Annotated in this window: 17 protein-coding genes; 9 read left to right on the plus strand and 8 right to left on the minus strand. The window is 66.0% G+C overall.

Features of this window, described 5'->3' with window-relative positions; translation table 11 throughout:
• Window positions 1–97: 97 nt before the first annotated feature.
• From ACQP1G_RS45435 to ACQP1G_RS45445, 3 genes are all read right to left on the minus strand, one after another.
• Window positions 98–868, minus strand: a complete 771-nt coding sequence (locus tag ACQP1G_RS45435) for a class I SAM-dependent methyltransferase (protein WP_433196853.1) — start codon at window positions 866–868, stop codon at window positions 98–100.
• Window positions 865–1,890, minus strand: coding sequence for an alpha/beta hydrolase fold domain-containing protein (locus ACQP1G_RS45440; RefSeq protein WP_433196855.1), 1,026 nt, complete (start codon window positions 1,888–1,890; stop codon window positions 865–867). Before ACQP1G_RS45440 ends, ACQP1G_RS45435 begins: the two co-directional genes overlap by 4 nt.
• 161 nt (window positions 1,891–2,051) lie before the next feature.
• Window positions 2,052–2,897, minus strand: a complete 846-nt coding sequence (locus tag ACQP1G_RS45445) for a helix-turn-helix domain-containing protein (RefSeq protein ID WP_433196857.1) — start codon at window positions 2,895–2,897, stop codon at window positions 2,052–2,054.
• A gap of 45 nt (window positions 2,898–2,942) precedes the next feature.
• Here ACQP1G_RS45445 and ACQP1G_RS45450 point away from each other — a divergent pair, with 45 nt between their 5' ends.
• Together ACQP1G_RS45450 and ACQP1G_RS45455 are read left to right on the plus strand one after the other, a co-directional pair.
• Entirely contained in the window at window positions 2,943–3,254 is a 312-nt protein-coding gene (locus ACQP1G_RS45450; protein WP_433196859.1) for a hypothetical protein, read from the plus strand.
• Between the two features lie 93 nt (window positions 3,255–3,347).
• On the plus strand, window positions 3,348–5,027 hold the full coding sequence (locus ACQP1G_RS45455) for a cutinase family protein (protein WP_433196861.1): 1,680 nt from the start codon (window positions 3,348–3,350) through the stop codon (window positions 5,025–5,027).
• A gap of 4 nt (window positions 5,028–5,031) precedes the next feature.
• On the opposite strand, the gene ACQP1G_RS45460 is transcribed toward ACQP1G_RS45455, so the two are convergent.
• Window positions 5,032–5,160: a hypothetical protein gene (locus ACQP1G_RS45460; RefSeq protein WP_433196863.1), complete on the minus strand. Its 129-nt coding sequence runs from the start codon at window positions 5,158–5,160 to the stop codon at window positions 5,032–5,034.
• Window positions 5,161–5,226: 66 nt separating this feature from the next.
• On the opposite strand from ACQP1G_RS45460, the gene ACQP1G_RS45465 reads away from it, so the two are divergent.
• A complete protein-coding gene (locus ACQP1G_RS45465) occupies window positions 5,227–5,367 on the plus strand; it encodes a hypothetical protein (protein ID WP_433196865.1) in 141 nt (46 codons plus the stop codon).
• A 41-nt stretch (window positions 5,368–5,408) separates the two neighbouring features.
• Here the strand turns inward: ACQP1G_RS45465 and ACQP1G_RS45470 are convergent, their stop codons facing one another.
• Entirely contained in the window at window positions 5,409–6,356 is a 948-nt protein-coding gene (locus ACQP1G_RS45470; protein WP_433196867.1) for a quinone oxidoreductase family protein, read from the minus strand.
• Between the two features lie 90 nt (window positions 6,357–6,446).
• Here ACQP1G_RS45470 and ACQP1G_RS45475 point away from each other — a divergent pair, with 90 nt between their 5' ends.
• On the plus strand, window positions 6,447–6,887 hold the full coding sequence (locus tag ACQP1G_RS45475) for a MarR family winged helix-turn-helix transcriptional regulator (protein ID WP_433196869.1): 441 nt from the start codon (window positions 6,447–6,449) through the stop codon (window positions 6,885–6,887).
• A gap of 108 nt (window positions 6,888–6,995) precedes the next feature.
• On the opposite strand, the gene ACQP1G_RS45480 is transcribed toward ACQP1G_RS45475, so the two are convergent.
• Window positions 6,996–7,640, minus strand: a complete 645-nt coding sequence (locus ACQP1G_RS45480; protein WP_433209423.1) for an arsenate reductase ArsC — start codon at window positions 7,638–7,640, stop codon at window positions 6,996–6,998.
• Window positions 7,641–7,769: 129 nt separating this feature from the next.
• Window positions 7,770–8,798 carry an alpha/beta hydrolase gene (locus ACQP1G_RS45485; protein ID WP_433209426.1) on the minus strand — a complete coding sequence of 343 codons (1,029 nt, stop codon included), beginning with the start codon at window positions 8,796–8,798 and terminating at the stop codon, window positions 7,770–7,772.
• A gap of 282 nt (window positions 8,799–9,080) precedes the next feature.
• Between ACQP1G_RS45485 and ACQP1G_RS45490 the strand changes: the two genes are divergently transcribed.
• The gene (locus tag ACQP1G_RS45490) at window positions 9,081–9,980 is read left to right on the plus strand and encodes a DMT family transporter (RefSeq protein WP_433196871.1); all 900 of its coding nucleotides are present in this window, start codon (window positions 9,081–9,083) and stop codon (window positions 9,978–9,980) included.
• A gap of 9 nt (window positions 9,981–9,989) precedes the next feature.
• Here ACQP1G_RS45490 and ACQP1G_RS45495 read toward each other — a convergent pair whose 3' ends face one another.
• On the minus strand, window positions 9,990–10,484 hold the full coding sequence (locus ACQP1G_RS45495; protein ID WP_433196873.1) for a MarR family winged helix-turn-helix transcriptional regulator: 495 nt from the start codon (window positions 10,482–10,484) through the stop codon (window positions 9,990–9,992).
• 55 nt (window positions 10,485–10,539) lie between these two features.
• Between ACQP1G_RS45495 and ACQP1G_RS45500 the strand changes: the two genes are divergently transcribed.
• The 4 genes from ACQP1G_RS45500 (at window position 10,540) to ACQP1G_RS45515 (ending at window position 14,622) form a co-directional block, all read left to right on the plus strand.
• The gene (locus ACQP1G_RS45500) at window positions 10,540–11,133 is read left to right on the plus strand and encodes a TQO small subunit DoxD (RefSeq protein WP_433196875.1); all 594 of its coding nucleotides are present in this window, start codon (window positions 10,540–10,542) and stop codon (window positions 11,131–11,133) included.
• A 7-nt stretch (window positions 11,134–11,140) separates the two neighbouring features.
• A complete protein-coding gene (locus tag ACQP1G_RS45505; RefSeq protein WP_433196877.1) occupies window positions 11,141–11,794 on the plus strand; it encodes a class I SAM-dependent DNA methyltransferase in 654 nt (217 codons plus the stop codon).
• A gap of 142 nt (window positions 11,795–11,936) precedes the next feature.
• Entirely contained in the window at window positions 11,937–13,292 is a 1,356-nt protein-coding gene (locus tag ACQP1G_RS45510) for a WS/DGAT/MGAT family O-acyltransferase (protein ID WP_433196879.1), read from the plus strand.
• Between the two features lie 205 nt (window positions 13,293–13,497).
• Entirely contained in the window at window positions 13,498–14,622 is a 1,125-nt protein-coding gene (locus tag ACQP1G_RS45515; protein WP_433196881.1) for an NAD(P)H-dependent flavin oxidoreductase, read from the plus strand.
• Window positions 14,623–14,624: the final 2 nt, after the last annotated feature.

Here is a 14,624-nt window from a genome sequence, read left to right on the forward strand (position 1 = left end):
AGAGTTCGGAATGACAGGCGTGGGTGTTCCGGCAGTCAGTCGGGGTGGTGCTGTACTCGGCGGGGGCCCGGGCGTGAGCGGTACGGCATCGTGCGGGTCAGATCTTCTTGGTTGCCGTGACGAGTCTGGTGGGAAACAAGGGGCAGCCCCACCACATGCGCCAGCCGAGGTTGCGTCGCCGCACGTCGGTCAGCCCGAGTTCGTGCAAGCGTGCGCGGTAGCCATTCGTGGCCATCAGATCGGCGATGGCGAGTCGCCCGCCGGGTCGCAGCACCCGGACCGCTTCGTCGATGGCGGCGCGTCGGTCTGCGGGAGACGGGATGTTGTGCAGCACCAGATTGCTGACGATCAGGTCGAAGGTGTTGTCGGCGAACGGCAACTGCGTGATGTCACCGGTTTCCAGCTCGACCCGCTCGGCCACACCTTCGCGCTCGGCGTTGCGCCGGGCGGCTTCGGGGCTATTGCCGGTCTGGTCGGCGAGCCACAGATCGATGCCGACCGCACGCCCACGAGGCAGCAGTTCGGCAGCCATCAGCAGCAGCGCGCCGCGACCGCAACCCAGATCCAGCACCTGCTCGTCACCGCGCAGCCGCAGATCGGTGAGGAGCCGCGACCACACCTCGAACTTGCCGACTCGCGTCGTATATAGGTACGAGCCCTGGAACAGCACCAGCCCCAGCGTGAGCGAGCCGGTGACCACGGCGCCGACGACGGCGCCTGCCGCGATGTTGCGCACCGTCAGCGCTATGAGTGCGGCGACGATCGCAGCAGCAATCATGGCCTGCCACCGTGCTGGAATCACACGGAAGTCTCCGTCGATGCCGTAGTCACCGCGGCGGCGGCACAGATCCGGTGGATTGATGGTCATCGCGCTTCGGCCTTCGTCGGACGCGCCGCGGCGGACCGTGAGCCGGCGAGGCGACCGCGGAGGAACTCGGTGATCTCCGCACGCGCGGCCTTGGCCTGTGGCACCACCCCGGGCAGGGTGAGAAATGCATGGGTTGCTCCGGGATGTTCGATAAGCCGTGCGGGCGTCGCGAATTCGCGCAGCCGTTCGGCGTAACGACGGCCGTGATCGGCCAGCGGGTCGAGGGTCGGCACCACCACCAGTGCCGGGGCCAGCCCGCTCAGGTCGGCGGCATGCAGGGGCGACACCGCACCGGGATCTGTTCCCGGCGGCACGGCCAACTGCTGGAACAGCCGCAGCTTCGTCACGGACAGAGTCGGGCTGTGCGCGTGCTCGGCCATCGAGGCGTAGTCGAACATCGTCTCGGTCAGATCGGCAACGGGATTGATCAACACCTGCGCCTGCACGTGCAGGCCAGCCGCTTTGGCCCGGATCGCGGCCAGTGCGGCAATCAGCGCGCCGGTGCTCTCACCGGCGACCGCGGTCCGCTCCGGGGCGATTCCCCATTCCGCGGCATGCTGCATCATGTGTTGCAACACGTCCCAGCCATCCTCGACAGCGTCCGACAGCGCAGTCCCCTGCGCCAGGAGACGGTGCTCGACCGAGACGACGACCGCAGGCAGCCGCGCGGCGAGATGACTGTTGGCCCAGTCGCACTGTGCTGCTGTGCCCACAAATCCTCCGCCGTGCACGTGCAGCACGAGCGGCAGGGCGGCGCTGCCGCCGCGCCCAGGTGACGGCCGGTACACCCGGACCCGGAGCACGCGGTCGGACAGCCGCACCTCCTGCCAACAGACCGCGGCGCGGCGATCGGGAGAACCGGTGATCACCCGAAATAGGCGGGAGGCCGCCCGGCGGTTCGCCGCGTCGCGGTAGGCGACCAAGTCCTCGGCCGTCATCGTCGGCCAGTCCGGCTCCTTCTGCAGGGCATGCAGCAGCCGGATACCGAGCGGCGGTCGTTCGATGCCAGTTGCGCCGTTCATATCGTTCCTCCTCGATCGCACCGCGCCAGCGGGGCCCGGCAGCGCGTTTGCGTACATCACTGCCAGCATCGACAGCACATCGCCGGATGTCTTGGAGAAATGTTCCCGTTCTGCTGGTTGGCGCCGCGAGAATCCGCGTCGGCCAAGGGCATCGGCTCGAGTCACGCCCTCGGTGCGTACGCTGGGGCGGCCCACGCGACGGGGTCGACCGCAAGCCAGGGCGCGACCGCAAGGGCTGTGGGTGTCAGCCCGGCAAAGGTCATGGCATCCCGATGGAGGTGCGACTGATCGACATAGCCGCTCTCGGCCGACACCACAGCGGCACCCTCACCCCCGGCCAGGCGGTGCGCCGCGTAGTCGAAACGGACCAGCTGCGTAGCCCGCTTGGGTGTCAGACCGATCTGGGACCGGAACCGGGACCACAACCGCTTGCGGCTCCATCCGACGTCGGCCGCCAACCGCTCGACCCGAATCTGCCCACGGCTCATCACGATTCGCCCCCAGGCGAAGGCAACCTCCGGATCGACCGCCCGGCCCGCCTCCTGCCGTCGAGTGAGTTCGGTCTCCGCGATCGCGAAGCGGTCGTCCCACGAACGGGCAGCGTGCAGTTGCTCTTGGATTCGCCCGACGTCGCGTCCCCAGAGTTCGTCGAGGGCGACCACCGACCCGCCCAACTCCGACGAGCCGCCCAGGACCGCATGCGCGACCACCGGCGACAGCCGTACCTGCAGCAGGTCGACATGTCGCGCACACCCTCGAACGCTGACCGGGGCTAGGCCGACGACGCCGCAGCCTTGCATCCGCACACCGCTCACGTCATCCACGAACAGCACGTCACCGAAATCGATGAACACCGTGACAGCCGGGTAGGGCACCATCTGTAGATCGACCAGGCTCGTCGTCCGACCGCGGAACCCTGCCATGCCGACACCCGTCACCCGGCGTGACGGTGACGGCACCGCGATATCCACCACGGCCCCAGTGACACGAACCGGCTCGACGAGCATGACGCCATGCTACGAGCCACTCGGGCAGTGGCGTGTCGATGCGGTGTGGGTACTGGTCGCCACACAGTTGAGTGGACCGCGCCTTCGGCGTCGTTGACCTCCGGCAGCACCGCTGACGCCGGATTCGCCACCGAACATCTCAGCGACGCGACCGGAACCGTGCCGCTGACCAATGCCCCCGGGCAGGCGACGGCAGCGGAGATCCACCGCGTCCTCAATGTCGTGATGCATGCCCAGTTCGCCGCGGTCAGCACCACCGATGAGTGGATCGACAATGTCCGCAACGCGACAGCAACACCGATCGGAAACCTGCTCGATTCCTACAACAGTTCTTTCGCCTCGGCGGCTCCGCGGTAACGAAAACATCCCGATCACCGACATCCCTCGTGACATATGGCCTGTCGGGGGGCCTGTCCATCCACTTATCGGTTATTGAATGGGGATCGGGACATGGCTCTTCGGGAGTTCTTCGCGCGCCATCGGATGGCTTCGGCCGTCGTCGCGCCCGCAGTGCTGGGGGTGGTGGCGATCGTCGCCGCTTCGTGGGCACTGACATCGACATCGCAAACCGTGGATACCCAGCTCAGGGCGTCGGTGACGGAATGCCACGATATGGTGACCATCTCTGTGGCCGGGCGCCGGGACACTCCGGTCGCGGGCACCACGAAGCTGCTGGTCGGGGCCAACGGTGAAGAATTGCCCGCCGCGCTGTCGGATGACTATCACAGCGAGTGGGTCGACCCCGTCGTCAACGCACCTGCCGATAATGTCGATCCCGGCTCGTACGCCGCCGTATACATCGCGTATCCGGCGGATATGGCCACCTACGAAGACGCCGTCAACACCGGTGTCGCGAATACCGAGCAGGTGATGCGGGAGATCAGCCAGGCCTGCCCGGACACCAAGTTCTCGATCGTCGGATACAGCGAGGGCGCCGATGTCGTGCGCCGCGTCGCCATGACCGTCGGACATCAGACACCCGACCAGAACGGTGGCTACGGGGTCGTCGATCCGGCCGATGTCGTCGGTGTCGTCATCCTCGCCGACTCCGGACGCTCGGCGGGCGATGGGCCGTTCCCTGGCGCAAAGGACCCGTTCAGCAACCCCGACGGCTTCGACCAGAAATATCAGAACGGCACGAAAGCGGTATCGGGTCAGGGTGCGCTGCCCGGCAACAGCGGTGACTTCGGCGCGCTGAACGGCAAGATCGCGTCGTTCTGCTCCGATGGTGATCTCACCTGTGCGGCGCCGCAGAATATTTCACTGCTGCAGCTGGCGGTCAATGTGGGTCGCCAGTTGAATGCCGACGCACTCGAACGCGATGGGCTCACCCCGGCGACCGGACAGGATGTCGCCGTAGTCCTCGGCCGGATCGCATTGGCGGCATTCGCCGATATTCAGTCGCAGCCGAACTGGATGCAGAGCAACGAAACCTTTCTCCAAGTGCTGCTGAAGGTTTCCGATCCCACATACAAGCCGGGGCAGACACCGCAGGCCACGACGCAGGCGGCGGCGATCTCGACGAAGGATATGTCGCCGCTGGCCTACCTGCCGCAGAAGGTATTCAACGAGATCATCGGTCTCATCGTGACGAACCAGAACACGATCCCCGTGATCATGAGCGACCCGTACCAGCTCACGCTCGGGCCGAACGCGACCGGTCACCACTTCGACTACTGGCGTGATGCCACCGACGGTAAGCCGCTGACATCCGCCGAGTACGCGGCCGCCTGGCTCACCCATCTGGCGCAGCAGGCGCAGGCGGGTCAGCCGGTCGATACCAGCGCCAAGCCGCAGCCAGCGGATCTCGCGGCCGCGTATCAGGCGGCGACCTCGACGACCAAGACGAGTGAACCGACCAAGACCACGACAACGACCCCGTCACCGACCACCACGACAACGACCACCACATCGCCGACCACCACCAGCACTTCCCCCGCGAAGACCGAGGTCAGCTCGCAACCGACGACGACGCCGCCGACCACAACGTCGAGTGCGGCCGTCACCCCGGAGGTGACGACAACGCCACCGGCTCCGACGACACCCGCGCAGACCACGAAGCCGACCACCACCGAATCGACCACCACGACAACGCATTCCGCGGCACCGACCACCACCGCTGCGCGGTAGGTAGTTACCGCCGGTTTTCGGTGCGGGCCACGACATCGCTGCTTGCCGCGCCTTGCGGCCAGGCATGCAGCGCCGCCGCGGCGATCTCGTGTAGCTCGGCCCGGGTGGCGCCGTCGCGGGTTTGTGCCGACATTCCTTGTAGGACAGCCGCATAGAAGGTCGCAGCGCATGGACGTCGGTATCGGCGGGCAGTTCCCCGATGCGAATGGCGGTGGCGATCCTGGGTCGGCAAGCCCATCTCGGCGCGCTGCTGGTAGCGGCCCCGGAGCTGCTCAGCGAGCCGCCCGCCATTGAGTACACCGATGTCGTCGCGGCCGAGCTGCCCGGACAGTGCCGATGACCGCGGCCGACGCCGCCGTCAGTTGACCGGCATCGGTCCGCCTATCCGATCCGGATGATGCTCTTACCTCGGGTAACGCCGTCGGCGAGATTCGCGACGGCGGTACCGAGGTCAGCGAGCGGGTATTCGGCGGTGATATCGATGCGCACCGAGCCGTCGGCCACCAGTTGCACTGCGCGACGAGCGGAGTCGGCCAAGCGGTCGGGGTTGGTCTGGCTCAGCAGGTTGCTGTTGTAGGTCAGCAACGAACGACCGTGCATCAGGAGATCGTTGACCGAAACGTGCACCGGCTCGAAAGTGGCGATGTTGCCGTAGGCGACGAGCCGCCCGTGCGGGGCGAGCCGTTCCAGAGCGGCCAGCCGGGTGGGACCGCCGATCGGATCGAGGATGACGTCGAACTGCTGCTCCCCCAGCGCATCGGGGAAGTCTTCGCGAGTGAACACCTCCTGGTAGCCGAACTGCCGCGCATAGTCGACCTGACCGGGGTTGCCGACGACACCCGCCACTCGCGCCGCCCCGGCCGCCACCGCGAACTGCGCGGCCAGCGAGCCGACACCACCGGCAGCCGCGTGAATGAGCACACTGTCACCCGGCCGGACGGCGGCGACGGTATTGATCAGGTCATAGGCGGTGGGCGTGACCCACCCGAACGCGGCGGCGGTGCGGACATCGAGACCGGCCACGGCCACGGCCAGAACCGCGGGCGCGACAACGACCTCCGCGTAGCCGCCACCTCCGATCAGGGCCGTGACCTCCTCCCCCACTCGTGCGGGATCGACCCCCGCACCGACGGCCACAATCCGCCCTGCGGCCTCGAACCCCGGCACGAACGGGCGTGGAATCGGGAAATGACCGTCCCGCACCAGCACATCACCCCACTGCACCCCCGCGTACGCGACCTGGATCGCCACCTCGCCCGAACCCGGGACGGGCGGGTCGATCTCCGCCAAATGGAACTGGTCGTCGGTGTCGAGCAGAACTGCCTTCATCGTGTTTCAGCCTTCTTGGTTGACTAAGTATCCTGAGACTCAGGACGCTACGTGGTATCAGGTAGCTGAGTCAACTTAGGGAGCTGTTACATGGGTGAGGTGCCCGTCGAGGAATACCTGTGCACGCGAATCCGCCGCACGGAACAGGCGTTGATGGCCCACCACGAAGCGGTACTGCGCGGATACGGGCTCACCATGACCCAATACACGGTGCTGCTCACACTGTCGCGCGAGGACGGCCTGTCCGGCGCCCAACTCGCCCGAGCCTGCGGCGTCACCCAGCAGAGCATGGCCAGCGTGCTCAACGGCCTGCAGAACAAGCAGTTGATCGACCGTCGGCCGTCGCCGGTGCACGCCAAGGTCATGATCGCCACGCTCACCGACGCGGGCCGCGAAGTCCTCGACGGGGCCTATCAGGAAGTCATCGTGCTCGAACGCGCGCTCACCGAACAATTCACCGGTGCCGAACACCGCCAGTTCTGTGAACTGCTCGACCGTGCGACGAAGATTCTGATCGAGCAGACACCGTAATCCGTTGCCGGATTCCGTCGATTCGGCGATGAACGCTCGGTGCGGCGTCGTGCGTGGTGCCGCGTGCTTCGTGGCATGAGCACAACGTTCCGGTCGCTGCCGACCCCGCTAGCTGCGCAGACTGTCGGTAAATGGGATGCCGAGACCGGCGAGGAGGTTCTCGACGCGGGCGGCGATATCGTCACGGATGGGGCGGACCTGGTCGACGCCGAGGCCTGCCGGATCTTCGATGATCCATTCGTCGTAGCGCGGGCCGGGGACGAATGGGCAGATGTCACCGCAACCCATGCTGACAATGACATCGGCGGCACGGATGATTTCGTCGGTCCACGGCTTGGGGTATTCGTCGGCGATATCGATGCCGATTTCGGCCATCGCCTCGACCGCGGCCGGGTTGAGGGCCGCGCTCGGCTCGGAGCCGCCGGACCAGGCGATCGCCCGGCCCTGCGCCAGCTGGGTGAACAATCCGAGCGCCATCTGCGAGCGTCCGGCGTTGTGGGTGCACAGGAACAGCACGGTTGGCTTGGGCTGGGCGACCTTGCCCTGCACCTTCGCCAGGGCATACAGGCGCTGGCGGCCGAAGCGTTCGGCCAGCGTCGGCAGATATAACGTCACCGTGGCGCGAGCGACGTAATCGTCGTACGAGTCGTAGAGGTAGCGGTGCACCGTTTCGAAGTCGAACAGGGTCGCGAACTCGTCCTGCAGCCGGACCTCAGCACTTCCGAGGGCCGTCTCATGATCGAGCTCGAGCAGGCGGTAGTTGGTCGTCGCAGAGGCGGCTGAGCGTTCGGTCGCATCCGACTGTTCAGGCTGAGACACTCCTCCAGCCTGACAGCTCGTCGAATGCCCCGCCAAACGAACACCGCGTGACCTGCGCCAGAACTACGGAGCGGAAAACAGCCCCTGCGCGAGCACCGGCCACGAGGTGTGCAGATCTTCCTGCCAGTAACCCCAGGAATGAGTGCCGCTGTCGCGGTAGACGAAGGTGGCGGGGATGCCGAGCTGGTTCAGCCGGTTCTGCAGGTTGTGCGTCGACCAATTGACCCCGGCCTCGATCGCCGCACCGACCGCGACCGTCTGCGCGTTGTCCTCGGGCTTCTCCAGCCGGAATTTGCCTCCCGGCTGGTCGTACACGCCCGGGACGCCATTGCCGGTGGAGACGAAAAGGTTCGGCCCACGCAGTTTTTCGGCATTGACGATGGGATCGTTCGCAGCCCAGAGCGGGCTGTCGGTCGGGCCCCACATATTTCGAGTGTCGCCACCGCCGTAGGTCTCCACGGTCACTTTGACCATGCGCTGACCGATCGGGTCACTGGTCTGAGCGATGCCGCTGTATACCGCGACGCTGCGGTACAGGCCGGGCTTCGCGATCTCGAAGTTGAGCACCGAGGTGCCCGCCATCGACAGTCCCGCAATGGCATTGACGCCATTGGTGCCGAGCGCGGTATCGATCAGGGTCGGCAGTTCCTCGGTGAAGAAGGTCACCCACTTATTGGTGCCGAGCACCGGATCCGGCGCGATCCAATCCGCGTAGAAGCTCCAGTGCCCGCCGATAACGTTGACCACATTGACGTTCTTGTCCGATAAGAACTCCATGGCATCGGTATTGCGCTTCCACGACGCATCGTCCTGCCCGCCGCCCGCACCGTTCAGCAGATAGAGCGTCGGGCGCGGCAACGAGGTGTCACTCGGCCGCTGCACGTCGACCGGGATCGTCGAATTCATTGCGGCGGAGTGGATAGCGAGCCGGACGTTGCGTGCGTCCTTGGCCTCGACCTTCTCGATGAAAGAGCCGTCCGGCGACTGCACCGATGACGGCAGGACAATGGCGGGCTGCGTCGATCCCGATCCGGAGCCCGTGCTCGGCTCCGCATGCGCGGGAATCGCACCGATACCGAGCAACACCGACATCGCCGCCAGCACCACACGCTTCGTTCGAGGGTTCAACACCCACCCCTTCGTTCCGGCCCGGCCCAATGCACAGCCCGGGCAGTTGATCGAGAACCGGACGGGCCTCGTTACGACAACCTGTCGTGCACAGCTGAAACTGTTGTGCGGCAGGCCGATTGAAACCGATCCGGCTGCCGCCGTCGAGCCCCCGGTTCCCGTGGCTCGGCCACCATCACTCGCCGCTCGAATCATGGGATGAACCCATATATGCTCCGGTGCGAGGAATGGATCGGAGGTCCCACGATGACCAGGCGTGGCTGGGCGCTGTTCTTGGCGATGGGCGTCATCTGGGGCGTGCCCTACGCGATGATCAGGATCGCCGTCGAGGATTTCGACCCGATCGTGGTGGCCTTCGGCCGGACCTTTATCGGCGCGCTGATCCTGCTGCCGATCGCGCTCTACACCAATGCGCTGGCACCGGTCTTCCGCCGCTGGCGGCCGCTGCTGCTGTACACCCTCGTCGAGATCACCGGCCCGTGGCTGCTCATCGGGTTCGCCGAGACCACACTGAACAGCTCGACGGTCGGCCTGTTGATCGCCGCCGTACCGCTGATCGCGGTGGTCATCGTGACCAAACTCGGCCACGACCGCTTCGACGCGCGCCGCACCATCGGTCTGATCGTCGGATTCGCCGGGGTGGCGGCACTGGTCGGCTTCGATATCGACCTGACCCAGCCCGCCGCCATCGGTGCGATCGGGCTGACCACCATCGGATATGCCGTCGGCCCGATCATCATCAATCGCGCACTCGCCGATCTGCCGCCGCTCGGCGTGGTCACCGGATCGCTGATCCTCGCGGCGGTGATCTACGCACCGTTCGCGGCATTGCGCTGGCCAGCACACTTCACCGCCGACGCCTCGTGGTCGGTGCTCGGCCTCGCCGTAATCTGTACAGCCGCGGCGTTCCTGGTCTTCTTCGCGCTGATCGGCGAGGTCGGCCCGGCCCGCGCCACGGTCATCACCTATATCAACCCCGCAGTCGCCATCCTGCTCGGCGTGACCCTGCTGGACGAGCCGCTGACCATCGGTATGGGCATCGGCTTCCCGCTGGTCATTCTCGGCTCGGTGCTCGGCACCGCACGCACCCGCACCGCCGAGCAGCCGGATTCGACGCCGGTGCCGCAATCATCGAGCCCGGCCTGAGCACCGCGCTCAGTCGGTGCGCATCGCCTCGGTCGCGCCCGCACTGAAGGTCAGACCGGCACCGCCGATGATCTTCATCAGCACCGCACGCAGCCGAACCACTTCGGCCGCACCGATTATCGCGTCCAGGTGCGCGTCGAACCGCGCGACCACATCGAGTCCGGCCTCGAGTACGGACCAGCCGAGCGGCGTCAGGCGCACCGACCGGGCCCGCCGATCGGTCGGGTCGGGAGCCACCTCGACATAACCGCGCGCCTGCAGGTGCCGCACGAGTTCGCCCATCGCCTGTTTGGTCATGCCCGCCCGAGCGGCGAGGTCGATCAGCCGCATGCCCTCGGGATCGATCATCTGGAATACCGGCGCGTGCGCGGCGCGCAGGTCGGTGAATCCGGCCGCGGCCAAACCCGCATCCAGTTCGGCCGCAAGCGTTCTCGCGGCGGCGCTGAGCAGATTCCCGAGCGGTGGCGGCCGATCCGCCAATGGATTAGTCAGGCTCTTGACCATTCTCCGACTCCTTCGTACCTTTAGTCAGGGACCTTACTACTTTCGGAGGGTGCACATGAATAGGCACGTTGTCGTCGGGCTCGCGGTGCTGGCCCTGGTGGTCGAACTCGGATGGCTGGTATTCGCGGCGGGATCGGTCGGATCGATCACGGCCGCCGTGCTCGCGAGCATCGCATTGCTGACGGTGACCGCGGCCCGCGTCGTCGCCATCAATACCGTCGTGCGAATCCTGTTGGGCGCCCTGTTCGCAGGATCGGTGGCGGACCGTTTCGGCCTGCTCGGCGCGCCGGGCGCATCGGGTGTCTCCTGGGGCAGCTACTCGGCGTTCACCGACTACACGCGCTCGTTGGTACCCGAGGTGCTGGACTGGTCCGCGCCGACCCTGGCCGCCATCGCGACGGTACTCGAAACCCTCTGCGGTATCGGCTTGATCCTCGGCATCGCCGCGAGAACCACCGCCCGCGTCGCGACCGCCCTGCTGATCGGCTTCGCGGCGGCGATGTGGACATCGGTGGGTTTCGACGAAATGTGCTCCTACGGAGTCCTCGTCGTCGCGGGCGGCGCCGCGCTCCTCGGCACCGGCGATACCGCATGGAATCTCGACCACATGTTCCGGCGTCGGACCCTGCCGAGTCCGGCGGTGCAATGATGTCCGGGTGGCAGCACACAGTCGGACCGAACCCGCGGATGTGGCACACACCCGCACCGCATACGACGACCTCGCGGACGTCTACGCCGAATTCGCCCGAGATCATCTCGCGGCCCAACCTTTCGACCGCGCCATGCTCGGCGTGTTCGCGGAATTGGTGCGAGCCAATGGTTCCGGCCGGGTAGCCGACCTCGGATGCGGTGAGGGTCGAATGACCGCACACCTGTCCGAACTCGGTCTGGACAGCTTCGGAATCGACCTGTCACCGCGGCTGATCGCACATGCGCGAGCGCAGTATCCGGCACTGACCTTCGACGAGGGGACGCTGGAGCACCTCGAGATCGCCGACGGGACCCTCGCGGGCGTCCTCGCGTGGTACTCGTTCATCCACCTGCCGCCCGAGCGGATACCCGATGTGTTGACCGAATTCCATCGGGTACTCGATAACTCAGGGCATGCCCTACTCGCCTTCCAGGCCACCGCTGGCCAGGATGTGGAACCGTTCGACCACAAGGTGATTCGGTCCTATCGCTGGTCACCGGATCGGCTCGCCGCGCTGGCCGACCAGGCCGGTTTCACCGCGACCGCCCGGTTGGTGCGGGAGCCGGATCCCGGCGAGCGGGGCCGCCAGGCCTACCTGCTGCTGGTCAAGGATCACTGATTCGGCGAACGCGGATCAGTACCTTTCAGTAAGGTTGTGAGCACCGCGCAGGGGATATGGCTGCGCGAGCCCTTCCGACATCGTGGTCGATTCCTCTTATCAAAGACCTCCACACCACACCGTCGTCAGGGGGCGACTCACTATGGAGCTCATTTCTCCGATCGATGCCGTATTTCTACTCGCCGAATCCCGCGAGCACCCAATGCATGTGGGTTCACTACAACTGTTCGAGGCGCCCGAAGACGCGGGACCCGAATACGCCCGGATGACTTATGAGAAGTTGCTGGCGGACAACGAGTTCCACCCCACCTTCCGCAAGCAACCGGCGAAATGGCTCGGCACACCGCAATTGGCATGGACGCAGGCGGAGAACGTCGAGCTCGCCTACCATCTGCGCCGCTCGGCGTTGCCCAGCCCGGGCGGCTTCGACCAGTTGCTCGCGCTGGCCTCCGACCTGCACAGCACCCTGCTCGATCGGTACCGCCCGCTGTGGGAGATCCATGTGGTGGAGGGGCTGAGCGACAGCCGTTTCGCTCTCTACTCGAAGATGCACCACGCGTTGATCGACGGCGTCACCGCGCAGCGGTTGCTGCAGCGCACGCTCACCAACGACCCCGCGGCGACCGATACGCGCGTGCCGTGGAACCTGCCCCGGTCGCAGCGCGCGCCGAAGCCGTCCGGATCCCTGTTCGGCGGGATCGCGCGAAATCTGTTGTCGGCGGCCAATTCCGGTCCCGCCGCACTGCGGGTGGCCCGCGCCGCATTGCTGCAACAACAACTGACCATGCCGTTCGAGGCGCCGCGCTCGATGTTCAATGTGCCGATCGGCGGCGCTCGGCGTTGCGCGGTGCGGTCCTGGCCGCTCGAACGCGTCAAGCAGGTCAAGAAGGCGACCGGTACCACCGTCAACGATGTGGTGCTGGCGATGTCGGCCGGTGCGCTGCGCGGATACCTGATCGAACAGAATGCGTTGCCCGACAAACCATTGATCGCCATGGTCCCGATCTCACTGCGGGCCGATGAGGACGCCGGGGACACCAGCGGTGTCAAGGTGGGCGCGATCCTGTGCAACCTCGGCACCGATATCGCCGATCCGATCGAACGACTGCGCGTGGTGAGCGAATCAATGCGGCGCAGCAAAGAGGTCTACAACTCGCTCTCGCCCATACAGACGATGGCGTTATCCGGGCTGATGCTCAGCCCGCTGGCCCTGACCTTCCTGCCCGGCATGCTGTCGCTGGCCAACCCGCCGTTCAATATCGTCATCTCCAACGTTCCCGGCCCCAAGGAACCCCAGTATTGGAACGGCGCCCGCCTCGACGCCACCTACCCGATGTCGATCCCGTTCGACGGACAGGCCGTCAACATCACCCTCACCACCAACGGCGACAATCTGGACTTCGGACTCGTCGGCTGCCGCCGCAGCGTGCCGCGGCTGCACAGCCTGCTCGACCACCTGGAGAACTCGCTCACCGACCTGGAGCAGGCGGCCGTCTGAAACGGCTATCCCTAAAGAAACTAGAACGTGTTACATTCGAATTCAGGCGCCCGCGCCTGTTGCCGAAGCCATCATCGCGTCATGGCGATATCTGCGGTGAACGGCCGAGTCGGCAGCGCGGGCCGGTAACCAAATATGTAACCCGTTCCAGCACCTCTCCAGCCGGTCGCTCCGGCTGTGGGACGAGTAGGGAGACCAGCACGCCATGCGTACCGAAATCTGCGACCGGCTGGGGATCGAATTCCCCATCTTCGCCTTCACCCACTGCCGCGATGTGGCGGCCGCGGTCAGCAATGCCGGTGGTCTCGGCGTGCTCGGTGCGGTCGGCTTCACCGCCGAACAACTGGAGGTCGAGCTCACGTGGCTCGACGAGCATGTGCACGGCGTCTACGGTGTCGATCTCGTCATTCCGTCCAAGTACGAGGGCAAGGGCCTCGATGATCTGAGCCCGGACCAGCTGGAAGCCAAACTGGCGGAACTGGTTCCGCAAGGCCATCGGGATTTCGCGGAGAAGCTCCTCAACGACCACAATGTCCCGCATCTGCCCGCGGAGGAGCATCACAACCAACTGCTGGGCTGGACCGCTACCACGGTCGCGCCACAGATCGAGGTGATCCTGCGCCACCCCAAGGCCAAGCTGGTCGCCAATGCGCTCGGCACCCCGCCGGATGACGTGATCGAGCAGATCCAGGGCTCCGGCCGCCTCATCGGCGCGCTCTGCGGATCGGTCAAGCACGCACTCAACCACAAGCGGGCCGGGCTGGACTTCGTGGTCATGCAGGGTACCGAGGGCGGCGGCCACTGCGGTGAGATCTCCTCGCTGGTGCTCTGGCCGCAGGTGATCGATGCGATCGGCGATATGCCAGCGCTCGCCGCCGGTGGCATCGGCAATGGCCGTCAGGTCGCCGCGGCCATGGCGATGGGTGCGGCCGGCGCGTGGACCGGCTCGCTGTGGCTGACCGTCGAGGAGGCGAATGTGCCACCCGCGCAGATGCAGACCTACATCGATGCCTCCAGCCACGACACCGTGCGCTCGCGGTCCTGGACCGGTAAGCCGTGCCGCATGCTCAAGAACGACTGGACCGAGGCATGGGAGTCGCCGGAGAATCCGGACCCGCTGCCCATGCCGCTGCAGATGATGGTGGCACTCGACGGCGTCAAGCGCGGACACCGCTATCCGGAGGCCGCCAAGGACGTGAACTTCAACCCGGTCGGCCAGGTCGTAGGCATGATGAACAAGGTGGAGCGCTCTGCCGACGTGATGGCGCGGCTGATCAACGAGTACGTCGAGGCGTGCGATCGCCTCAACAAGCTCAATAGCGCGCTCTAGGA

The sequence above is a fragment of the Nocardia sp. CA-107356 genome (genome assembly GCF_050946365.1).
GTDB lineage: Bacteria > Actinomycetota > Actinomycetes > Mycobacteriales > Mycobacteriaceae > Nocardia.